Source organism: Janthinobacterium sp. Mn2066 (assembly GCF_049319705.1).
Taxonomy (GTDB): domain Bacteria; phylum Pseudomonadota; class Gammaproteobacteria; order Burkholderiales; family Burkholderiaceae_D; genus Janthinobacterium.
This window is the reverse complement of record NZ_JBMOUF010000012.1, coordinates 187,676-210,572: the sequence shown is the minus strand read 5'-3', so window position 1 is coordinate 210,572 and position 22,897 is coordinate 187,676. Positions and strand designations below refer to the sequence as shown.

Annotated in this window: 12 protein-coding genes; all 12 read left to right on the top strand. The window is 63.8% G+C overall.

Features of this window, described 5'->3' with window-relative positions; genetic code table 11:
- Positions 1 to 23 precede the first annotated feature (23 nt).
- The 12 genes from ACL9RI_RS22735 to recD all read left to right on the top strand — a co-directional run bounded on the left by ACL9RI_RS22735 (position 24) and on the right by recD (position 22,891).
- Positions 24 to 1,070, top strand: a complete 1,047-nt coding sequence (locus tag ACL9RI_RS22735; protein ID WP_422728758.1) for a sugar ABC transporter substrate-binding protein — start codon at positions 24 to 26, stop codon at positions 1,068 to 1,070.
- A gap of 138 nt (positions 1,071 to 1,208) precedes the next feature.
- Entirely contained in the window at positions 1,209 to 2,378 is a 1,170-nt protein-coding gene (locus tag ACL9RI_RS22730; protein WP_422728757.1) for an ABC transporter permease, read from the top strand.
- A gap of 3 nt (positions 2,379 to 2,381) precedes the next feature.
- Complete coding sequence (locus tag ACL9RI_RS22725) at positions 2,382 to 3,167, top strand: ATP-binding cassette domain-containing protein (RefSeq protein WP_183676388.1); 786 nt, start codon at positions 2,382 to 2,384, stop codon at positions 3,165 to 3,167.
- Between the two features lie 8 nt (positions 3,168 to 3,175).
- Positions 3,176 to 5,122: a bifunctional 5-dehydro-2-deoxygluconokinase/5-dehydro-2-deoxyphosphogluconate aldolase gene (locus ACL9RI_RS22720; RefSeq protein WP_422728756.1), complete on the top strand. Its 1,947-nt coding sequence runs from the start codon at positions 3,176 to 3,178 to the stop codon at positions 5,120 to 5,122.
- Positions 5,119 to 6,978, top strand: a complete 1,860-nt coding sequence (gene iolD, locus ACL9RI_RS22715) for a 3D-(3,5/4)-trihydroxycyclohexane-1,2-dione acylhydrolase (decyclizing) (RefSeq protein WP_422728755.1) — start codon at positions 5,119 to 5,121, stop codon at positions 6,976 to 6,978. The genes ACL9RI_RS22720 and iolD overlap by 4 nt, the downstream gene beginning before the upstream one ends.
- 1 nt (position 6,979) lies before the next feature.
- Positions 6,980 to 7,894 (top strand): myo-inosose-2 dehydratase, encoded by a 915-nt coding sequence (gene iolE, locus ACL9RI_RS22710; RefSeq protein ID WP_422728754.1) that lies wholly within the window; start codon positions 6,980 to 6,982, stop codon positions 7,892 to 7,894.
- Positions 7,891 to 8,685: a 5-deoxy-glucuronate isomerase gene (gene iolB, locus ACL9RI_RS22705; protein WP_422728753.1), complete on the top strand. Its 795-nt coding sequence runs from the start codon at positions 7,891 to 7,893 to the stop codon at positions 8,683 to 8,685. Before iolE ends, iolB begins: the two co-directional genes overlap by 4 nt.
- A gap of 8 nt (positions 8,686 to 8,693) precedes the next feature.
- Positions 8,694 to 10,193 carry a CoA-acylating methylmalonate-semialdehyde dehydrogenase gene (locus ACL9RI_RS22700; protein ID WP_422728752.1) on the top strand — a complete coding sequence of 500 codons (1,500 nt, stop codon included), beginning with the start codon at positions 8,694 to 8,696 and terminating at the stop codon, positions 10,191 to 10,193.
- Positions 10,194 to 10,707: 514 nt separating this feature from the next.
- Complete coding sequence (locus ACL9RI_RS22695) at positions 10,708 to 13,767, top strand: CHASE domain-containing protein (protein ID WP_422728751.1); 3,060 nt, start codon at positions 10,708 to 10,710, stop codon at positions 13,765 to 13,767.
- Positions 13,768 to 13,840: 73 nt separating this feature from the next.
- Positions 13,841 to 17,275 (top strand): exodeoxyribonuclease V subunit gamma, encoded by a 3,435-nt coding sequence (gene recC, locus ACL9RI_RS22690; RefSeq protein ID WP_422728750.1) that lies wholly within the window; start codon positions 13,841 to 13,843, stop codon positions 17,273 to 17,275.
- Positions 17,272 to 20,937 carry an exodeoxyribonuclease V subunit beta gene (gene recB / locus ACL9RI_RS22685; protein WP_422728749.1) on the top strand — a complete coding sequence of 1,222 codons (3,666 nt, stop codon included), beginning with the start codon at positions 17,272 to 17,274 and terminating at the stop codon, positions 20,935 to 20,937. Before recC ends, recB begins: the two co-directional genes overlap by 4 nt.
- Complete coding sequence (recD, locus tag ACL9RI_RS22680) at positions 20,927 to 22,891, top strand: exodeoxyribonuclease V subunit alpha (RefSeq protein ID WP_422728748.1); 1,965 nt, start codon at positions 20,927 to 20,929, stop codon at positions 22,889 to 22,891. The genes recB and recD overlap by 11 nt, the downstream gene beginning before the upstream one ends.
- The last annotated feature ends 6 nt before the right edge of the window (positions 22,892 to 22,897 follow it).

Here is a 22,897-nt window from a genome sequence, read left to right as displayed (position 1 = left end):
ATTAATCCTTCAAGGAGACATTCATGCAAAGCAATAAGCGTAAGGGAATACTCAAGAGTCTAGCCATCCTGAGCCTGGGTCTGGGCTTGACCCTGGGCATGGGCGCCAGCCACGCGGCCGGCGAGAAATTCGTGCTGATCAGCCATGCGCCGGACTCCGATTCCTGGTGGAACACCATCAAAAATTCCGTCAAGCAAGCTGGTGAAGATTTCAACGTCACCGTCGACTACCGCAATCCCCCGAATGGCGACTTGGCCGACATGGCGCGGCTGGTCGAGCAATCGGCGGCCCGCAACTATGATGGCGTGATCGTCAGCATCGCCGACTTCAGCGTGCTGCAAAAACCGCTGGGTCTGGTTGCCGCCAAGAAAATCCCATTCATTACCATCAACTCGGGCACCCTGGCGCAAAGCGAGCAGCTGGGCGCCGTGATGCACGTGGGCCAGCCTGAATACGAGGCAGGCAAGGGCGCTGGTGAAAAAGCCAAGGCGGCCGGCATCAAATCGTTTGTGTGTGTCAATCATTACGCCACCAATCCCTCGTCGTTCGAGCGCTGCCGTGGCTTTGCCGAAGCAATCGGCGTCGACTTCAAGGCGGCCACCCTGGACGTGGGGGAAGATCCGACCACCATCGAAAGTAAACTCAGCGCCTACCTGCGCAACAATCCGAAAACCCAGGCCGTGCTGGCGCTGGGCCCGACTTCGGCCCACTCCTCCTTGAAAGCGCTGGAAAAAATGGGACTGAAAGGCAAGATCTGGTTTGCCACCTTCGACTTGTCCGATGATATTTCGAAAGGCATCAAGGATGGCAGCATCCAGTTCGCCATCGACCAGCAGCCCTATTTGCAAGGCTATATCCCCGTCGCCGTGCTGGCCATCATGAAACAGGACAAGACTACCGACCTGGCCAAGGTACGCGAAAAACTGATGAACAATCCCAAGTTCAAGGCACGCCTGGCGGAATATGGCCTGGCGCCTTCGTATGGCCCGCGCCATATCGGTTCCGGTCCTGGTTACGTGACCAAGGACAATATTTCCAAGGTCGAGAAGTACGCCGGCCAATTCCGCTAAGCATCTACTTTCCATTCATCGCAGTAACAACGTTGTCCCCGCGCGCAGGCCAGTTCTGCCGGCGCGCGGGTGCTGCCGCCCGCGACTGTTGATGTCGGGCCAGGCTGGCAGCTTGCTATAAAACAAGGGAGACATAGCATGAGTACCGTGAAATTAAGCGTGGAACAGGGCGGCGTGGCCGCTGCCGGCACGCCGCCAGTCCAGCCACCGACCCATCCTGGCAAGGACGAGCGGGTGGGCCAGGTCAGCTGGATCAAGCGCCTGTTCGGCCGGCCGGAATTTGCCTCGATCTCGGGCGCCATCCTGGTCTTCGCTTTCTTCATCCTGACGGCCGGCGATTCCGGCATGTTCAACCTGGACGGCGTGGTCAACTGGGCGCAAGTGGCCGCTTACCTGGGCATCATCGCCATCGGCGCCTGCGTGCTGATGATTGCCGGTGAGTTCGACCTGTCCATCGGCTCCATGATCGGTTTTGCCGGCATGATGATCGCCATCCCTTCCGTGTATTTCCACTGGCCCGTGTGGGCCGCGATTCTGTTTGCATTTGCCGGTTCGATGGCGCTGGGCTGGCTCAATGGCTACCTGGTCATCAAAACCCGTTTGCCTTCCTTCATCGTCACCCTGGCTTTCCTGTTCATCCTGCGCGGCCTGACCCTGGCCTTGTCGATCATGTTTGCCAACCGCACCATCGTCAGCGGCATCGGCGACCTGGCGGCCAATGACTGGCTCGCGACCACCCTGTTCCACGGCGAAGTGGGCACCTCGCTGTTTGTCTGGATGGCCAAGGCAGGCTGGATCACCGCGCTCGACAATGGCGCGCCGCTGGTGAAAGGCATTCCCAAGGTCATCGTCTGGTGGGCAGTGCTGGCGCTGGTGGCTGGCTTTGTCCTGGCCCGCACCCGCATCGGCAACTGGATTTTTGCCGTCGGCGGCGACGCCAATGCGGCCAAGAACGTGGGCGTGCCCGTGAAAACCATCAAGGTCTCGCTGTTTGTCTTCACGGCGTTTTGCGCCTGCCTGTTTGCCACCTTGCAAGTATTTGATGTGGGCTCGGCCGCCGCCGACCGTGGCTTGCAAAAGGAATTCGAAGCGATTATCGCGGCCGTCATCGGCGGCGCCTTGCTGACGGGCGGCTACGGTTCCGTGGTCGGCGCCTGCTTCGGCGCGCTGATCTTCGGCGTGGTGCAGATCGGCATCACTTACACCAATATCAATTCGGACTGGTTCCGCGTCTTCCTCGGCGTGATGCTGCTGATCGCGGTGCTGTTCAACAACTTTATCCGTGCACGCGTCACGGAAGCGAGATAAGCCATGAGCGAACACATCCTTGCGCTGGAAAATATCAGCAAACGTTTCGGCTCCGTGATCGCCTTGCAAAACGTCACTTTGCGTTTGAAACCCGGCGAAGTGCATTGCTTGCTGGGCGACAACGGCGCCGGCAAGTCGACCCTGATCAAGACCCTGGCCGGCGTGCACCGGCCAACCACCGGGCAATACCTGGTCGATGGCCAGCCCGTCAGTTTTAACTCGCCAAAAGAAGCGCTGGACCTGGGCGTAGCCACTGTGTATCAAGACCTGGCGCTGGTACCCTTGCTGTCGGTGGCGCGCAATTTCTTCATGGGCCGCGAGCCGATCAAGAAAATGTTTGGCGTCTTGCCCGTGATGGACATGGAATACGCGGCCACCACCGCGCGCGACAAGCTGGCCGAGATGGGCATCATGGTGCGCGACCCGCACCAGGCCGTGGGCACCATGTCCGGCGGCGAGCGCCAGTGCCTGGCAATCGCCCGCGCGATCCACTTCGGCGCAAGAGTGCTGATCCTCGACGAGCCGACGGCTGCGCTGGGCGTCAAGCAATCGTTCAATGTCCTGAAGCTGATCTACAAGGCGCGCGAACGGGGCTTGTCCGTGATTTTCATTACCCACAATGTGCACCATGCGTATCCGGTGGGCGATTCCTTCACCTTGCTGAACCGGGGCAAGTCCCTGGGCACTTACACCAAGGAAACTGTTTCCAAGGATGAAGTACTGGACATGATGGCCGGCGGTGCAGAAATGCAAACGCTGATGAATGAACTCGACGGTGTCACGATCTAAGGATAGCCATGAAAAATACGACACAATTTGCCCACGGCCGTGCGCTCGATGTGATTTGCCTGGGCCGCCTGGCCGTGGACCTGTACGCGCAGCAGATCGGCAGCCCGCTGGAAGACGTGACGAGCTTTGCCAAATACCTGGGCGGTTCTTCCGCCAACGTGGCGTTCGGCACGGCCCGCCTGGGCTTGAAATCGGCCATGCTGTCGAAGGTGGGTGACGACCATATGGGCCGTTTCCTGACCGACACCCTGGCCCGCGAAGGCTGCGACGTCAGCCACGTGGGCATCGACCAGGATCGGCTGACGGCGCTGGTGATGCTGGGCATCAAGGATAAACACACGTTTCCGCTGATTTTTTACCGCGAAAACTGCGCCGACATGGCCATCGAACCTGCCTCGGTGGACGAAGATTTTATCGCCTCCAGCAAGGCTTTATTAATTACCGGCACGCATTTTTCCACGGCGGCCATGCATGATGTCAGCACCCGGGCGCTGGGACTGGCCCGGGCCAACGATGTGCGCACCGTGCTCGACATCGACTACCGGCCCGTGCTGTGGGGCTTGTCGGGCAAGGCCGATGGCGAGACGCGCTTTGTTTCCAGCGAAGGGGTGACCCGCCACCTGCAAGGCATCTTGCCGCAGTTTGACTTGATCGTCGGCACGGAAGAGGAATTCATGATCGCCGGCGGCGGCGCCGATATCCTCGCTTCCCTGCGTGCCGTGCGTGCCGCCAGCAGCGCCACCCTGGTCGTCAAGCGTGGCCCCCTGGGTTGCGCCGTGATCGAGGCGGCGATTCCCGCCAATCTCGATGACGCCTTCAATTATGCCGGCGTGCGGGTCGACGTGCTCAATGTGCTGGGCGCGGGCGACGCGTTTATTTCCGGCTTTTTAAAAGGCTGGCTGCGCGGCGAAGAGTATGCGGCCTGCTGCCGTTACGCCAATGCCTGCGGCGCGCTGGTGGTGTCGCGCCACGCTTGCGCACCGGCCATGCCGTCGCCGGTGGAACTCGATTATTTCCTGGCCCATGCCGCCAGACTCACGCATCCCGACCAGGACGCCACCCTGGCGCGCTTGCACCGCACGACGGTGGCCCGTAAATCCTGGGACGAAGTATGCGTGTTTGCTTTCGACCATCGCACGCAATTCTTTGAGCTGGCGCAACAAACGGGCGCACCCGAAGCGGCGATTTCGGCCTTGAAACAGCTGATGGTGCAAGCCGTGGCGCAAACGGAAACCGCGCTGGGCCTGGCCGGCAAGACCGGCGTGCTGATCGATGGGCGCTATGGCCTGGACGCGCTGAACGACGCCACCGGGCGCGGCTGGTGGATAGGCCGTCCCGTCGAATTACCGGGCTCCAATCCCCTGCAATTCGACTGGGGCCGCTCGATCGGTTCGCACCTGGCCAGCTGGCCGAAAGAACATGTCATCAAATGCCTGGTGCAATTGCATCCGGACGATACGGTGGAAAACCGGCTGGAACAGGAAGCGCAGATCAAGGCCCTGTACGATGCGGCGCAAGTGAGCGGCCACGAACTCTTGCTCGAAGTCATACCGTCCGATAGCTTGCCGCAGCACCCGGACACCGTCTATCGGGCAGTGAAACGCCTGTATAACCTGGGCATTTACCCGGAATGGTGGAAGCTGGAAAGCATGAGCGCCCAGCAATGGCAAGCCATCGATGCCTTGGTGCAGGAACGCGACCCATACTGCAGGGGCGTGGTGCTGCTGGGCTTGAATGCGCCCATCGACGCGCTGGCCGATGGTTTTGAAGCGGCCCGCAACAGCACCACTTGCCGTGGCTTCATGGTCGGCCGCACCATCTTCCAGGAACCGGGCCGCCGCTGGCTGGCTGGCGAAATCGACGATGCAGGCCTGATTGCCGCCGTGCGGGCCAACTTCGAGCAGCTGATTTCGCTGTGGCAAGAAACCCGCCAGCAGCTGGAGCGTGCCGCATGAGTGCGCCACATCAAAACACCATACGTTTGACGATGGCGCAGGCGCTGGTGCGCTACCTGGCGGCGCTGCGCACGCCAGACCGGCAGCCGCTGTTTGGCGGCGCTTTCGCCATCTTTGGCCACGGCAATGTGGCAGGCCTGGGCGAAGCGCTGTATCAATACCGCGAGCACTTCCCCACTTACCGCGCCCACAATGAACAGGCGATGGCGCACGCGGCCATCGCTTACGCCAAGGCCCATATGCGCCGGCGCATGATGGCCGTCACCAGTTCCATCGGGCCGGGCGCTACCAATCTGCTGACGGCCGCCGCCCTGGCCCATGTCAACCGCTTGCCGGTATTGCTGCTGCCGGGCGACGTGTTCGTCTCGCGCGCGCCCGATCCCGTCTTGCAGCAGCTGGAAGATGGCGGCGATGGCAGCGTGTCCGTCAACGATGCATTCAAGCCGCTGTCGCGCTATTTCGACCGCATCATTTATCCCGAGCAATTGCTGACGGCCTTGCCTCGCGCCATCGCTGCCTTGACGGACCCGGCCGCCTGCGGCCCCGTCACCCTGTGCTTGCCGCAAGACGTGCAGACCATGGCTTACGATTATCCCGAGGAATTTTTCGAGCCGCGCATCGTGCGTTTCCGCGCGGTGCCGGCGGTCGAAGCGGAACTGGAAGAAGCGGCGGCGCTGCTGAACAAAGCCCGGCAACCCTTGATCGTGGCTGGGGGCGGCGTGCTGTATGGCGAAGCGAGCGCGGCCTTGCGTGCTTTTGCCGAGCGCCATGGCGTACCCGTGGCGGAAACCCAGGCAGGCAAGGGCGCCTTGCCCTGGGACCATCCCTTGCAACTGGGCGCCATCGGCGTGACGGGGTCGCCCGCTGCCAATGCCCTGGCGGCGGACGCCGACCTGGTATTGGCCGTGGGCACGCGTTTGCAAGACTTTACGACGGGCTCGAATGCGCTGTTTGCCAACGCAGAACTGGTCAGCCTGAACGTCAACGCCTTTGACGCCTTGAAACGCCGCGGCCTGGCGGTGCAGGCCGATGCCAGCCTGGCCTTGCAGGGCTTGTCGCGCCAGCTGGACGGCTGGAACAGCGCAGGCCAGTGGAATGAACGGGCCCAGCAGGCGGGCGCGGCATGGCGTGTAACGGTGGCGGCCATTACAGGCAAGCGCGCGGTGGCCGGCTTGCCGTATGACGGTGAAGTGATCGGCGCCGTGCAACGTTCGTCGCCAGACTCCACCGCGCGCGATATCGTCGTTTGCGCGGCAGGCACCTTGCCGGCCGAACTGCACAAGCTGTGGCGCACCGGCACGCCGGGCGGCTACCACATGGAATATGGTTATTCCTGCATGGGCTATGAAATCGCGGGCGGCCTCGGCGTCAAGATGGCCAAGCCGGAGGCCGAAGTGATCGTGATGGTGGGCGACGGCAGTTATCTGATGATGAATTCGGAAATCGCCACTTCCGTCATGCTCGATAAAAAACTGATTATCGTGGTGCTCGACAACCGGGGCTATGGCTGCATCAACCGCTTGCAGCAAGCGTGCGGCAATGCGCCGTTCAACAATATGCTGGCCGATTGCCTGCAGGCCGGCGAAGGCGCGCCGCAAATCGACTTTGCCATGCATGCCCGCTCCCTGGGCGCCTTGAGCGAACATGTGGACGATATCGCCGGCCTGGAACAAGCCATGCTGCGCGCCCGCGCCGCCAGCCGGACTTATTTGATCTGCATCAATACCGATGACACGCGCACCACCGAAGAGGGCGGTTGCTGGTGGGAAGTGGCCGTGCCCGCCGTGTCGACCCAGGAAGGCGTGCGCGCCGCGCGTGCCCGTTATGAAACCGAGCGCCTGAAGCAAAGGAATTGAGATGAATACATGGAATGTACGTATCGGCATCAACCCGATTTCGTGGATGAATGATGATCTGCCCTCGCTGGGCGGCGAAACACCGCTGGAAACGGCCTTGAAGGAAGGCGCCGAAATCGGTTATGCCGGCTTTGAATTGGGCAACAAGTTTCCCAAGGAAGCGTCCGCCTTGCGGGCCGTGCTGGGTAAATACGATTTGGCCTGTGTTTCTGGCTGGTATTCAGGCCGGCTGGTGCACCGCTCTGTCGAAGAAGAAATCATTGCCGTAGAGTCCCATCTGCGTCTGCTGGCCGATAGCGGCGCCACCGTGATGGTGTATGGCGAAGTGGCCGACGCCATCCAGGGCGAACCGCGCCCGCTGTACAAGCGCCCCCGCTTCCAGTCGCAGCAGCAGTGGCAGGACTACGCCGACAAGCTGACCGCCTTCGCCACCCATTGCCTGTCGCGCGGCGTGCGCCTGGCCTACCACCACCATATGGGCGCTTACGTGGAAACCCCGGCCGACGTCGATCAATTGATGGCGCTGACGGGGCCGGATGTGGGCTTGCTGTTCGATACGGGCCACATCACGTTTGGCGGCGGCGATGCCTTGACGATACTCAATAAACATATCCACCGCGTATGCCACGTGCATTGCAAGGATGTGCGGCCCAAGGTGGTGAAACTGGCACGCAATGGCCACTGGAGCTTCTTGCAGTCTGTCATCAATGGCGCGTTCAGCGTGCCCGGCGATGGCGGCATCGACTTCCCGGCAATTCTGGCCAGCTTGTACCGCAATGGCTATGAAGGCTGGCTGGTGGTGGAAGCGGAGCAGGACCCCGCCGTGGCGCCCAGCTATCAATATGCCAAGATGGGTTATGACTACCTGGCGCAGCTGGTGCGCGAAATCCCCAATACAGGTCGGGAGGCAGCATGAGCCTGCTAGTCAAAGCCAATAAGCACGGTCAACAGATCGTGCAAGTGACCCCCGCATCGGCCGGCTGGACGCACGTGGGTTTTGCCGCCCATCGCCTGGCGGCCGGTGAACAGATTGCCCTGGAGACAGGGGCGCGCGAGCTTTGCATCGTGGTGCTGACAGGCACGGTAACGGTACAGGCGGGCGAGCAGACCTGGACTGATATCGGCGGACGCGCCAGCGTGTTTGAAGAGCGTTCGCCGTATGCCGTGTATGTGCCGCTGGAAACAAAGGTCAGCATCACGGCAAGCAATGCAGCCGAAGTGGCACTGTGCAGTGCGCCAGCCGCCACCCACCGTCCAGCGCGCCTGATCGAACCGCAATCGATGACGCGCTCGGTGCGGGGCAAGGGCGCCAATACGCGTTATGTCTGCGACATCCTGCCGCAAACGGCCGAAGCCGATGGCTTGCTGGTGGTGGAAGTACTCACACCGGCTGGCCATTCATCGAGTTATCCGCCGCACAAGCACGATAACGACAACGTGCCGACGGAAAGTTCGCTGGAGGAAACCTATTACCACCGCCTCAATCCCGAGCAGGGGTTTGCCTTTCAACGGGTCTATACGGACGACCGCTCCATCGATGAGGCGATGGCGGTGGAAAACCACGACGTGGTGATGGTGCCGCGTGGCTACCATCCCGTCACCGTGCCGTATGGCTACGATGGCTATTACCTGAATGTGATGGCCGGCCCGAAACGGGTCTGGCACTTTAAAAACGACCCGGCCCATGAATGGCTGATGACAAAGTGAGTGAAAAGATGACTACCCCTACGATCGGCCACTATATCGGTGGCAACCCGATGACTTCGCGCTCGGAGCGCACCAGCGACGTATTCAATCCTGCCACCGGCGCCGTGGCGGCCACAGTGGCGCTGGCCACGGCCGCAGAACTGAATGCCGCTGTGGCGGCCGCCCATGCGGCGTTTCCCGCCTGGTCGCAAACCTCGCCCTTGCGCCGCGCGCGCATCATGTTCAAATTCAAGGAATTGCTGGAAGAACACTCGGACCAGCTGGCGGCCCTGATCACGGCCGAGCACGGCAAGGTGTTTACCGATGCCAAAGGCGAAGTGACGCGCGGCATCGAAGTGGTGGAGTTCGCCTGCGGCATTCCGCAAATGATGAAGGGCGAATACAGCGAGCAGGTCGCTGGCGGCATCGACGCCTGGTCGATCCGCCAGGCGCTGGGCGTCTGCGTGGGCATTACGCCATTCAACTTTCCCGTGATGGTGCCGATGTGGATGTTCCCGATGGCCATCGCCTGTGGCAACACGTTTGTCTTGAAACCGTCCGAGCGCGACCCGTCGGCCAGCCTGCTGCTGGCGCAACTACTGACGGATGCCGGCTTGCCCGATGGCGTGTTCAACGTGGTGCAGGGCGACAAGGAGGCCGTCGACGCCTTGCTGCATCACCCTGACGTGCGCGCAGTCAGTTTTGTCGGCTCCACGCCGATCGCCGAATACATCTATGCCACCGGCTGCGCGCAGGGCAAGCGCGTGCAGGCGCTGGGCGGGGCGAAAAACCATATGGTGGTGATGCCCGACGCCGATATCGAACAGACGGTGGACGCCTTGATGGGCGCGGCCTACGGTTCGGCCGGCGAGCGCTGCATGGCCATTTCGGTGGTGGTGGCGGTGGGCAATGTTGCCGACCAGCTGGTGGCGGCCCTGCGGCCCCGCATCGCGGCCCTGAAAATCAATCACGGCATGGACATGGTGGCCGAGATGGGCCCGGTAGTGACGCAAGCGCACAAGGACAAGATTGCCGGCTATATCGCTAGCGGCGTGAAGGAGGGCGCGACCCTGGTCAGCGATGGCCGTGGTTTCGTGCTGCCTGGCCATGAAAAAGGCTTTTTCCTGGGCGGCAGCCTGTTCGACCATGTCACGCCCGACATGACGATTTATAAAGAGGAAATCTTCGGCCCCGTGCTGTGCATCGTGCGCGTGCCCGACTTTACGACGGCGCTGGAACTGGTCAACGCCCATGAATACGGCAACGGCACGGCGATTTACACGCGCGACGGCAACACGGCGCGCGAATACACGCACCGCGTGCAGGTCGGCATGGTGGGCGTCAACGTGCCGATTCCCGTGCCGATGGCCTTCCACAGCTTCGGCGGCTGGAAGCGCAGCCTGTTCGGCGACCACCACGCACACGGCCCGGAAGCGGTGCGTTTCTACACGAAACAGAAAGCCGTCACCCAGCGCTGGCCCGCCTCGACACAGGCCGGGGCAGAGTTTGCGATGCCGACCTTGAAGTAATAGTGCCTGCAGGCCGGTCAGCAAGCTTGGTGGCTTGTTGGCTGGTCAGGAACAAGCGCCTTTCCAGCAATCGCCATGCCACCATCTGCAGGCGGGAGAAGGGTGCCGAGCAGTTGGGTGCGTATCTGGTCATGGCATGGAATGAGTGGCAGGCGCGCGAGAAGGTCAAAAGTTTCTTGCAAGCATAGGGTTATCCGGAAGCTGCAGCGGGCGAAATTTTTACTGGGCGCGTGGACCATGCCGACCTGGCGACGCAGGCGCCAGTGATTTACTCGCCGCCGTAGCGATCATCAAGAAGTCGTTACCTGCGACCAAGGGATGTGAGCATTCAGCGGGATTCTGGCGCAAATCCTCTTGTCATCTTGATTAGGGCTTAATGCAATATGGCAACGTTTGCCATATTGCATTTTTTTTCGTGAGCAAGCATCTCGCGCACGGGCTTTGATAGTATGCTGGCATTAGTCAGGCGGGGCTGCGGACCCGTTACTTGAGGAACCCGAATAAGCGATCGACAATGCACACTCTGAACAGGAGCTGGACGGTATCAGGTTTCAAGATTTGGGCGGGGGGCACGCTGCTGGCGCTGGTGATAGGCGGTGCCTTGTACGCCGATGCGGCGCGTACCGTCAATGACGATGCGTGGCAGCGCTTCGACAATCTGACCCGTGGCGCCCAGCATAGCCTGGCGGCGCGCGTGAAGAGCTATTCGGACTTGTTGCATGGGCTCGAGGCGCTGTTCCGTACCAGTGATCCATTGTCGCGCCGGCAATTCCACGATTATGTGGCCGGCCTGGACCTGGTGCATCAGTTTCCCGCCATCGAATCGATCAACTATGCGGCGGCCATCACCGAACAGCAGCGCGCCGCCTTTGTCGCCGCCGTGCGCGCCGACACCAGTTTGCATCGCGAGGGCTATCCCGATTTCACGATACGCCCGCCGGGTTTACGGCCCGATTACACGGTGCTCACCTATCTGGAGCCGGACCCGCTGCTGTCCGAACGCCACGGCATCGATATCGCCGCCAATCCGCTGGTGGCGCAGTCGCTGGCGCTGGCGCGCGATAGCGGCCAGGCCAGTGCTTCTGGGCAAGTGATCATGATCAAGGGGCCGCCCGCGCACGTGGGGCTGGGCTTGCGGCTGCCCGTGTACCGCAACGGCATGCCGCTATCGAATGAAAGCGAGCGCCGCGCCGCCTATCAGGGCTCGGTTGGCATCGGTTTTGGCGTGGCCCAGCTGGTACACAGCGCATTCCAGCACAGCGTGCTGGAATCGCTGCACCTGGCTTTGTACGCCTGGCCCCGCGAAGCTGGCGCGGCCAATGTGTCGGCTGACGCCGAACTCAGCCTCATGCCGCAGGACCGTTTGCTGTACAACGACGGCAAGGATCTGGCGGTGGCGCCGCCGCAGCCCGGCAGCGATGATGCGTATTTCGATCAGGTCTTGCCGGTGGAGTATCAGGGCGGCGCGTGGAAAGCGCATTTTCGAATCCGCAAGACTGAGTTATACAGCAATTTCGATCATTACTTTCCCTGGCTGGCGCTGCTGGTCGGCGTGGCGGGCACCTTGCTGGCCTATGGCTATATCTACACTCTGTACCGGTCGCGCCGCTACGCCATCGCCCAGCGCGCCTTGCTCGATACCGTGCTCGACAGCGTCGATGCCTATGTCTACATGAAGGATGCCGACTTGCGTTACCGTTATGTGAACGCCAGGGCGGCGCATATCCTGGGGCGCAGCCCGGAACAGGTGATCGGCCGGCAGGACAGCGAACTGATGAGTGGCGAAATGGCCGCCGCCGTGCTCAATACCGAACGCCAGATGTTCGACAATGGCGTCAAGTTTGTCGGCGAAGAACGTTTTGTCGATGCGCAAGGCAAAGTTCACCATTTGTGGAGCGTGAAAGTGCCGCTGGGCTTGCCAGGACCCGTGACGGGCGTGATCGGCCTGTCCACCGACGTGACGGAACTGCACCGCCTGAAAGAGCAGGCCGATGCGGCCAGCCAGGCCAAGAGCGACTTTTTGTCGAACATGAGCCATGAGATCCGCACGCCGATGAACAGCATCATCGGCATGGCCCACCTGGCGCTCAAGTCGGTGACCGATCTCCGTCAGCGCGATTATCTGCAAAAAATCTACCACTCGGGCCAGCATCTGCTGGGCCTGATCAACGATATCCTCGATTTTTCCAAGATCGAGGCGGGCAAGCTGGAACTGGAAGTGCTGGACTTCCGGCTCGACACCCTGCTGGCCAATATCGCCAGCCAGCTCGGTGATGCGGCCGCCGCGCGCGGCCTGGCCTTCCGTTTCGATATCCCGCCCGGCTTGCCGCAGCGCTGGCGCGGCGATCCGCTGCGGCTGGAGCAGGTCTTGCTGAACCTGGCCAGCAACGCCATCAAGTTTTCTGAAAACGGCAATATTTTCGTGCGGGTGCGCCAGACCGACGAGCGCGACGATCAATGCATGCTGCGTTTCGAAGTACAGGACCGGGGCATCGGCATGAGCGAGGAAGAAGTGGCGCAGCTGTTCCGCTCATTCCACCAGGCCGACCCGTCGACGACGCGCAAATATGGCGGCAGCGGCCTGGGCCTGGTGATCAGCAAGCAGCTCGCCGAGCTCATGGGCGGCACGGTAGGCGTGGCCAGCCAGCCTGGACATGGCAGCACTTTCTGGTTTACGGCGCGCCTGGAAAAATACGTGGGCGTACATGACGACAGCATGCACGAGGTCGAGTCCGAAGTGCTGGGCGTGATCCGCGGCGCGTCCATCCTGCTGGTGGAAGATAATGTCTTCAGCCAGCAGGTGGGCTGCGAGTTGCTGGAAGACGCGGGCGCTACCGTAACCATCGCCAACAATGGCCGCGAAGCGCTGGAACTGCTGGCAAAGCAGCGCTATGACTGCGTGCTGATGGACGTGCAGATGCCGGAGATGGATGGCTTCGAGGCCACGCGCCGCATCCGCGCCGACCGGCGCCTGGCGGGCGTGCTGGTGATTGCCATGACGGCCAATGCCGGCAGCGAAGACCGCGCCCGTTGCCTGGAGGCGGGCATGGATGAATTCGTGACCAAGCCGATCGCGCCCAATCTGCTGTTTCACCTGCTGGCGAAATGGTTCCGCCTGCGTGGCGGCATCGGCCACGCCGCGCCGTCTGCCGCAGCCGCTTCCGCGCCTCCGGGAAACCTGCAGTCGTCGCCATCGCTGAACCAGGGCGGCGAGTGGCGCGATACGGCCGTCCTCGACCTGGCGACGCTGGCGCTCACGTTCAGCAACGATACGGCCAAGATGCGCAAGTACGCGCAGCTTTTCCTGGACACGGCGCGCGACGGTATCGCCGAGATGGAGCAGGCGCTGGCGCTGGAAGACCTGGGCCGCCTGGCGGACCTGGGCCACCGCAGCAAATCGTCGGCACGCGCGGTGGGCGCGAATGCCTTCGCCGCGCTATGTTTGTCGATCGAAGGCCTGCGCCGTGGCGGCGACTTGCCGCAGGCGCGCGCGCTGGTCGCGGCGATGGCGCCGGCCCTGGCACAGGTGGCCGAACAAATTATGCTGGAATTTGCGCTGTACGATGCGCGTTGAGTGCACGATGATGCTTGCAGAGGCGATAATATGATTTTCAGGCCTTAGCCATTAGCCATCTCAACGGAACAGAATGCACACTCACGTCACGCCCGGCCTGCTCATCTTGCACGGCAACCAGCTGGAACAACTGCGCGCCGCCGTCTTCCAGTGGCTGCGCAGCCATCCGCTGGCGCCGCTGGAAACCGACATCTTCCTGGTGCAGTCGAATGGCGTGGCCGAATGGCTGAAAATCGCCCTGGCCGAGGAAATGGGCATTTGCGCCGCCACCCGCATCGCCTTGCCGGCGCGCCTGCTGTGGGAAAGCTACCGGGGCATGCTGGGCCGCGAGCGCGTGCCGCGCGTGTCGCCCTTCGATAAATCGCCGTTGACCTGGCGCCTGATGCGCTTGCTGCCTTCCTTGCTGGACGATCCCGTATTCGCGCCGCTGCGCTATTTCCTGGCCGATGGCGACGCCGAACGCCGGCTGCAGCTGGCCGAACGCCTGGCCGACCTGTTCGACCAGTACCAGGTCTACCGCGCCGACTGGCTGGCCGACTGGGCGGCCGGGCGCGACCAGCTGCGCACGGCGCGTGGTGAAGCCCTTCCCTTGAAACAGGACCAGCGCTGGCAGGCGCAATTGTGGCGCGCGGTGGCGGCCGACGTGTCGCAAGCCGAGCGCCGCACGGGCCGCGCCGATATCCACGAGAGCTTCCTGGCGGCGATTGCTGCCGGCGAGGCGCCAGCCGGCAAGCTGCCGCGCCGGGTGGTGCTGTTCGGCGTCTCGGCCTTGCCGTATCAGACCCTGCAGGCGCTGGCTGCGCTGGCGCGCCACACGCAAGTGGTGCTGGCCGTGCCCAATCCCTGCCAGTTTTACTGGGGCGACATCATCGAAGGGCGCGACTTGCTGCGCGCCGCCTATAAACGCCAGCAGCAGCGCAACGGCGCCGACCTGGCGCAGATCCCGCTCGAAGAGCTGCACGCGCACAGCCATCCGCTGCTGGCCAGCTGGGGCAGGCAAGGGCGCGACTTCATCCGCATGCTCGATGAATTCGATGAAAGCGCGCACGCCGAAGGGCGCGACGACAGCCTGCGCATCGACCTGTTTGGCGAAGAAGCCGGCGAGACCCTGCTGCAGCAGGTGCAGGTGGCCATCCGCGAACTGCGCCCGCTGGCCGAACACGAAAAACTGCCGCCCCAGCCGCAGGACCACTCGATCGAATTTCACGTGGCGCACAGCGTGCAGCGCGAAGTCGAAGTGCTGCACGACCAATTGCTGGCCATGTTTGCCCAGAGCGCCAAAACGGGCTTGCGGCCGCGCGACGTGGTGGTGATGGTGCCCGATATCGACACTTTTACTGCCGCCATCCACGCCGTGTTCGGCCAGCACCGGCGCACGGATGCGCGTTTCATCCCGTTCGAGATCGGCGACGTCAAGGACCGCAGCGTCAATCCGCTGCTGGTCGCCCTGGAGTGGCTGCTGCAACTGCCGCAGCAGCGCTGCCGCCAGAGCGAAGTGCGCGACCTGCTCGACGTGCCCGCGCTGGCGGCCCGTTTTGGCTTGCTGGCCGATGACCTGGCCACCCTGGGCGCCTGGATCGAAGGCGCAGGCGTGCGCTGGGGCCTGGACCAGCAGCACCGCAGCGGCCTGGGACTGGGCGCAGCGGGCGAACAGAATGCGTGGATCTTCGGCTTGCGGCGCATGCTGCTCGGTTATGCCAGCGGCGCCGGCGCCAGCTTCCATGGCATCGAACCGTATGCGGAAGTGGGCGGCCTCGATGCGGCGCTGGCCGGTTCGCTGGCGCAGCTGGTCGAAGCGCTGCTGTACTGGCGCGAGGTGCTCGCTGGCGCGCGCACGCCGGCCGAATGGGGCGCCCAGGCGCGCGCGCTGCTGGCGGCGTTTTTCGATGCGGGCGATGAAGGCGACCGCTTGACCCTGGCGCAGCTGGAAGGCGCCTTGCAGGGCTGGCTGGAAACTTGCGAGCATGCGGGCTATGTCGAAGCCGTGCCCTTGTCGGTGCTGCGCGTGGCCTGGCTGGGCGCGCTCGATGAACCCACCCTGAACCACCAATTCGTCTCGGGCGGCGTGACCTTCTGTACCCTGATGCCAATGCGCGCCGTGCCGTTCCGCGTGGTGTGCCTGCTGGGCATGAACGATGGCGACTTCCCGCGCCGCGCACCCAAGGCCGATTTCGACTTGCTGGCCTTGCCCGGCATGGCGCGCCCTGGCGACCGCTCGCGCCGCGACGATGACCGCTACCTGATGCTCGAAGCCTTGCTGGCTGCGCGCGACAAGCTGTACGTCAGCTGGGTGGGGCGCAATGTGCGCGACAATGCCGAGCAGCCGCCGTCCGTGCTGGTGTCGCAGCTGCGCGACTACCTGGCCGCCGGCTGGTCGCTGGACCGCCAGTTGCACTCCTTGACGACCGAGCACGCGCTGCAGCCATTCAGCCGCCGCTACTTCGAAGATGGCGGCTTGCTGACCTATGCCGGCGAATGGCGGGTGGCGCATACGGAGGCGGCGCAGCAGGCCGAGCAGCAGAAAAATCAGCTTGCGCTTGGTCCGTATGAACTCGATCCCGACCGCCGCCTGAAACTGGGCGAACTGGCCAGCTTCTTGCTCCAGCCCGTAAAGTATTTCTTCCGCCAGCGCCTCAGCGTGAACTTCATCGACGCGGCCACCCTGGGCGAAGACGAAGAACCATTCAGCCTCAACGCGCTGGAACGCTACCTGCTGGAAGACACGCTGCTGGACGATGGCGGCGCGGTGGAAGACATCGCCGACGTGCGCGTGAGCCTGCAGGCGCGTGCGGACCGGCTGGCGCGCGAAGGCGTGCTGCCGATCGGCCTGATCGGCCAGCAGGTGCAGGCGCAACTGGTCGAAGCGCTGGTGCCCGTGCGCAGCGCCTGGTTATCCTTGCGCGCTTCGTATCCGCTGGCGGCCGACAAGCGCGCCATCAGCCTGGCGTTTGGCGAGGTACGTATCGATGACTGGCTCGATAAACTGCGCCGTAACGACAGCGGCACGGCCTGGCTGATGCAGATTTCATCGAAGGTGATGGACAAGCAGGGCCTGGCGCGTGGCGACAAACTGATGCTGATGTGGCTGCGCCAGCTGGCCGCCGCCGCCCTCGGTTTTCCCGTCACCGGCTACCTGGTGGCGCGCGACGCCATCGTCAGCATGGCGCCGTTGGAACAGCAGGCTTCGCGCGATGCGCTGGCCACCTTGCTGGCGCTGTGGCGCGAAGGCATGAACCACCCGCTGCCGACGGCCTGCAAGACAGGCCTGGCGCTGGTGCAGCAGGGCGATCCGCGCGCCATCTACGACGGTGGTTTTGAATTGTCGGGCGAGCGCGAGGAATTGTGCCTGGCCCGTTTGTGGCCCGAGTTTTCCGCGCTGGCGGCCGAAGAAGCGTGGGAAGACTGCACGCGCGAGCTGTATGGCCCGCTGGCCGACTGGCTGCGCGAGCATGTCACGCTGGACCCGATCAGCGCGCAGGATGACGGCGCAGGAGAAGAACAACCATGACCAGTCATCTGCTCAACCCCCTGGCATTTCCGCTGCACGGCTCGCGCCTGATCGAGGCGTCGGCCGGTACCGGCAAGACCTGGACCATCGCCGCGCTGTACGTGCGGCTGGTGCTGGGCCATGGCGACGACGACAGCCGCTTCCTGCGTCCGCTGCTGCCAGCCGACATCCTCGTGATGACCTTTACCCGCGCCGCCACGCGCGAACTGTCGAACCGCGTGCGCGAACGGCTGATCGAGGCGGCTGCGTATTTCCGCCACGAGTCCGACAGCAGCGACCCCTATCTTGACGCCTTGCTCGCTTCCTACCCGGACGACAGCGAACGGCAAAAGGCGGCGCACCGGCTGATGCTGGCTGCCGAGACGATGGACGAAGCGGCCATCTTTACCATCGACGCCTGGTGCCAGCGCATGCTGCGCGAGCATGCGTTCGATAGCGGCAGCCTGTTCGATGAAGAACTGGTCAGCGACGAGCAGGCCCTGTTCGAGGATGCGGCCCACGATTACTGGCGCCAGCAAGTCTATCCCTTGTCGCCGCCATCTTTACAGGCGCTGCAGGATTGCTGGGGTGACGTCGAGGCGCTGAAAAAAGGCGTGCGCGAACTGGCGCGCCGCAGCGATATCACGGCCATGGCGCAGGATGAATCGCTGTCTACCCTGATCGCGCGCGAACAGCGCGCGCTGGCCGCGCAGCTGGCGCAGTTGAAGCAGGGCTGGAGCGAGCGCGCCACGCAGATGGAGCAGTGGATACGCACGCACCGTGAAGCGTCGCCCAAGTGTTTTAATGGCGTCAAGATGAAGCCCGAAAACGTGGCCAAATGGTTCGATGGCTTGCGCGCCTGGGCAGTCGACCCCTTGCTGTTATTACCCAATATCACGGCCAAGGCCTGGGAGCGGCTGACGCCGGCCGGTATCGAAGACGCCTACGCGAAAAATTTTACAGCCGTGGTGCCCGAGTGTTTCGACCACACGGAAGGACTGGGGCAGGCACTGGCGGCCATCACGCCGCTGGCCCATGCACTGCACCTGCATGCGGCCGCGTCGATCGCGCGGCGCATGCAGCAATTGAAACGCCAGTCGCGCCAGTTCGGTTTTGCCGACATGCTTGCGCGCCTGCACGATGCGCTGGCCGGCGAAAACGGCGCCGCCCTGCGCCAGCGCATCGTCGACCAGTATCCGCTGGCGATGGTCGATGAATTCCAGGATACGGCGCCCAGCCAGTACCAGATTTTCAACCTGCTGTATCGCATCGCGGACAATGAGCCGTCGCTGGGCCTGTTCCTGATCGGCGACCCCAAGCAGTCGATCTATGGTTTTCGCGGCGCCGATATCCAGAGCTACCTGGCGGCGCGGCGCGCCACCGCTGGCCGCCATTACCAGCTGGGCACCAACTTCCGCTCGACGGCGCCCCTGGTGGCGGCCGTCAACCAGTTATTCCTGCACGCCGAGCGCGAGGAGGTGCCGAAGGGGGCTTTCCGCTATCGCAAAAATGGCGAAAATCCGCTGCCGTTCGAGGCCGTCGGCGCCAAGGGCCGCGAGGAGCGGCTGGTGTCGGCCGATGGCCCGCTGCCGGCCCTGCAGGTGGCCTGCGCCAGCGATGAGTCCTTGCGCGGCGACAGCTACCGCGACTACTTTGCCGCTCACTGCGCCGAGCATATCGTGACCATGCTGGGCGATGAACAGGCCGGTTTCGATGGGCCCAAGGGATTTGTGCGCTTGCAGCCGGCCGATATCGCCGTGCTGGTGCGCGACCGCAAGGAAGCGGCCGCCATCCGTCGCGCGCTGGCCCGGCGCAGGGTGGCCAGCGTGTATTTGTCCGACAAGGATTCCGTGATCGACAGCGAAGAAGCAGCCGACGTGCTGCGCTGGCTGACGGCGCTGGCCAACCCGCTCGATGGCGGCCTGGCGCGCGCCGCGTTTGCCACGCGCACCATCGGCCTGTCGCTGGGCGAATTGGCGCGGCTGTCGAACGAGGAGCTGGAGTGGGAACGGCGGGTCGAGCAATTGAAGGCGCTGCACCTGATCTGGCAGCGCCAGGGCGTGCTGGCCATGCTGCGCCGCTTCATCCACGACCTGCAATTGCCGGCCATGCTGCTGCAGCAGACGGGCGGCGAGCGGCGTCTGACGAACCTGCTGCACCTGGCCGAGCTGCTGCAGTCGGCCAGCCGCCAGCTCGATGGCGAACAGGCGCTGATACGCTGGCTGGCCGAGCAGATCGCAGGCGAAGGAGAAAGCGGCGACGAGCGCGTGCTGCGCCTGGAAAGCGACGCCGAACTGGTGAAGGTCATCACCGTGCACAAGTCCAAGGGGCTGGAATATCCGCTGGTGTACCTGCCGTTTGCCGTCACGGCGCGCAAGACCGACAAGCGCAACCGCAGCTTTGTCGAATATGCCGATGCCGAAGGCGAGCGCCATATCGACCTGGGCCTGTCGGACGAGGCCATGGCCTATGTGGAAGAGGCGCGCATCGAGGAAGACTTGCGCCTGCTGTACGTTGCGCTGACGCGGGCGCGCCATTTCCTGTGGCTGGGCGTGGCCGCGCTGGCAGCCCGCAAGGCCGGCGAAAACACCTTGCATGAATCGGCGCTCGGCTATTTGCTGACGGGCGGCGACAAGCTGCCGGCCGAGCAGCTGCAAACGCGCTGGCAGCAGCTGCGCGGCGATTGCGAGGCGATTGCGGTCAGCAGCCTGGCGCAGCCCGACGCCGTCACCGTGCTGGCCCGCAAGGAGCTGCGCCCGGAATTGAAGGATGCGCCGCAGTTCACGGGCAGTTTCGAGCGCGACTGGACGGTCGGCAGTTTTACGTCCCTGACGCGCCAGATCGGCGCCGTGACGGCCGCCCACGTGCCGCAGCGGGCGCAGGAAGAGACCTTGCTGGAAGATGGCACGGGCGTCTCTGTATTATCGCCAGCGCCGCAGGCGCCGCAAGTGCAGGACACGCCGTGGCACCGCTTCCCGCGCGGTTCCATGCCCGGTAATTTCCTGCACGAGCAGCTGGAATGGATGGGTGGCGAAGGCTTTGACTGCGTCCATGAGACCAATTTCGATACGCGCCTGGCGGCGCGCTGCGAGCGGGCAGGCTGGGGCCATCGCCAGGAAGACGCGATTGCCTGGCTGCGTGTAGTGGCACTGACGCCGCTGCCGCTGCTGGACGCCTCGCTCTCTGAACTGGACAGCACCTTGTCCGAGATGGAGTTCTGGTTCCCCAGCGAGCATTTGTCGACCGAGGCGCTCGATGGCCTGTGCACGGACTTGCTGCTGGATGGCGCGCCGCGTCCCGTGCTGCCAAAACGCCAGTTGCACGGCATGCTGAAAGGCTTTGCCGACCTGGTGATCGAACGCGATGGCCGTTACTGGGTGCTCGACTACAAATCGAATGCGCTGGGCGTCAATGACGCGGCCTATCACACGCAGGCGCTGGCAGCCGGCATGGCGCAGCACCGCTACGATATCCAGGGCGCCATCTATATGCTGGCCTTGCACCGGCTGCTGCGCAGCCGCCTTGGAGCAGCCTATGACCCGGCAGAGCATCTGGGTGGCGCCATCTTTTTATTTTTGCGCGGTATCGCCAATACGGAAACGCGCGGCTGCTACTGGCTGGCGCCGCAAGCCGAATTGCTCGATGGCCTGGATTTACTGTTGGAAGAAACCCATGAAGCATGATCCGGTGCTGGACGCCTTGTTTTCCCATTTCGATGGCCTTGCCGAAGCAGGCCATGTGCGCCGGCTGAGCGCGGCCTTTGCCCGCTTTATCGCCAGCCTGGCGCAAGACGCAGCAGATGCACCAGCGCTGGGCGTGGCTTGCATGGTGTTGTCCGAACTGGAAGGGCGCGGCCATAGCTGTCTGATGCTCGACGAGCTGGCCGATGCTCCGTCGCAGCTGATGGGCTGGCAGGAAGAGCTGTGGCAAGCCGTGCTGGCGGTCTCTGGCCAGCTGCCCGAGACGATGGAGGCCTGGCACGCGCTGCTGGCCCGCGCGCCGCAAGTATGGCCGGTCAGGGACGACGACCTGCAGCAGCCGCTGGTGCTCGATGGCGCGCGCCTGTATCTGCGCCGCTACTGGCGCGATGAAACCCTGGTCGGCCAGCGTATCGCCGAGCGGGCCGGCATGACCGAGGTTCCGCCGTTGTCGCCGGTGCGCCGCTGGCTCGATATCCTGTTCGACCAGCGCACGCCCGACGGCGGCCCGGACTGGCAAAAGACAGCCTGCGCGATTGCCATGCGCGGCAAGGTGGCCATCATCACGGGCGGGCCCGGTACGGGCAAGACGTATACGGTGGCCAGTTTGCTGACCTTGCTGTTTGCCGTCTCGCCGCAGCCGGAGCAGCTGCGCATCGCACTGGCCGCGCCGACCGGCAAGGCGGCGGCGCGCCTGAAGCAATCGATCGACAAGGCCCTGGCGGGGCTGGCGGCGAAGACCGGCGACAGTTTGCCATTGCTGGAACTGGCCAGGCGCATGGGCGCCGCGCGCACCCTGCATAGCCTGCTGGGGGCGCGGCCCGACACGCGCGCCTTCCAGCATCACGCGGGCAATCCGCTCGATGTCGATGTGCTGATCGTCGATGAAGCGTCGATGGTGCACCTGGAAATGATGGCGTCCCTGCTCGATGCCTTGCCGTCCACCGCGATGCTGATACTACTGGGCGACAAGGACCAGCTGGCGTCGGTGGAGGCGGGCGCCGTCTTGGGCGACCTGTGCCACGATGCGCAGGCGGGCGGCTATACCGCCGACACTATCGCTTATGTGCAGGCGGCCAGCGGCGTGCAGATTCCCGGGCAATTTGCAGGTAGCGCCGGTGCGCTGGCGCAGCAGACGGTGATGCTGCGCCACAGCCACCGCTTCAGCGGTCCGATCGGCGAACTGGCGCTGGCCGTCAACGCGGGCCAGCCACGGCTGGCGCAGCAATGGCTGACCGGCGACAGCGGTGGACAAGTGGCGTGGCTGGCCGCGGCGCAGCCCGACGATGTGCTGCGCCTGGCCCTGCGCGGGCGTGCCGATGCACCGGGCGGTTATCAGTCTTACCTGGCGCTGGTCAATGCAGGGCCGGACGGCGAACCTGCGCAGCATGACGACTGGGTACGCACCGTGCTGCACCGCTTTGAAGCCTTCCGCATCCTGTGCGCCGTGCGCGAAGGGGAGTGGGGCGTGGCGGGCTTGAATACGGCGATTGAACTGCGGCTGGAAAAAGAAGGGCTGATACGGCGCAGCGAATGGTATGTGGGGCGCCCCGTGATGGTCACGCGCAATGACTACGCCACCGGCGTCTTCAATGGCGATATCGGCCTGACCTTGCGCGACCCGGCCCGGCCCGGCTCCCTGCGCGTGTATTTCCTCGAAGGCGAGACCGTGCGCAGCGTGCTGGCGACGCGCTTGCGCCACGTGGAAACGGCGTTCGCCATGACGGTGCATAAATCGCAGGGTTCGGAATTTCGCCACACGGTGCTGGTGCTGCCGCAGGAAGGCGGCGCCATGCTGGCGCGCGAGCTGGTCTACACGGGCATCACGCGCGCCCGCGATTTCTTCACCCTGGTGTCGCCCACGCAGGCGGTGCTGTTCGACGCGATCTTGCGCCGAACCCAGCGCGCCAGCGGCTTGCGCGGGCTGGTCGGGGCTTAGCGAGTC

What these genes read in the sequence shown, in the direction of transcription:
- ACL9RI_RS22735 (WP_422728758.1), top strand. Translation starts at nt 24, where the DNA reads ATGCAAAGCAATAAGCGTAAGGGAATACTCAAGAGTCTAGCCATCCTG.
- ACL9RI_RS22730 (WP_422728757.1), top strand. Translation starts at nt 1,209, where the DNA reads ATGAGTACCGTGAAATTAAGCGTGGAACAGGGCGGCGTGGCCGCTGCC.
- ACL9RI_RS22725 (WP_183676388.1), top strand. Translation starts at nt 2,382, where the DNA reads ATGAGCGAACACATCCTTGCGCTGGAAAATATCAGCAAACGTTTCGGC.
- ACL9RI_RS22720 (WP_422728756.1), top strand. Translation starts at nt 3,176, where the DNA reads ATGAAAAATACGACACAATTTGCCCACGGCCGTGCGCTCGATGTGATT.
- iolD (WP_422728755.1), top strand. Translation starts at nt 5,119, where the DNA reads ATGAGTGCGCCACATCAAAACACCATACGTTTGACGATGGCGCAGGCG.
- iolE (WP_422728754.1), top strand. Translation starts at nt 6,980, where the DNA reads ATGAATACATGGAATGTACGTATCGGCATCAACCCGATTTCGTGGATG.
- iolB (WP_422728753.1), top strand. Translation starts at nt 7,891, where the DNA reads ATGAGCCTGCTAGTCAAAGCCAATAAGCACGGTCAACAGATCGTGCAA.
- ACL9RI_RS22700 (WP_422728752.1), top strand. Translation starts at nt 8,694, where the DNA reads ATGACTACCCCTACGATCGGCCACTATATCGGTGGCAACCCGATGACT.
- ACL9RI_RS22695 (WP_422728751.1), top strand. Translation starts at nt 10,708, where the DNA reads ATGCACACTCTGAACAGGAGCTGGACGGTATCAGGTTTCAAGATTTGG.
- recC (WP_422728750.1), top strand. Translation starts at nt 13,841, where the DNA reads ATGCACACTCACGTCACGCCCGGCCTGCTCATCTTGCACGGCAACCAG.
- recB (WP_422728749.1), top strand. Translation starts at nt 17,272, where the DNA reads ATGACCAGTCATCTGCTCAACCCCCTGGCATTTCCGCTGCACGGCTCG.
- recD (WP_422728748.1), top strand. Translation starts at nt 20,927, where the DNA reads ATGAAGCATGATCCGGTGCTGGACGCCTTGTTTTCCCATTTCGATGGC.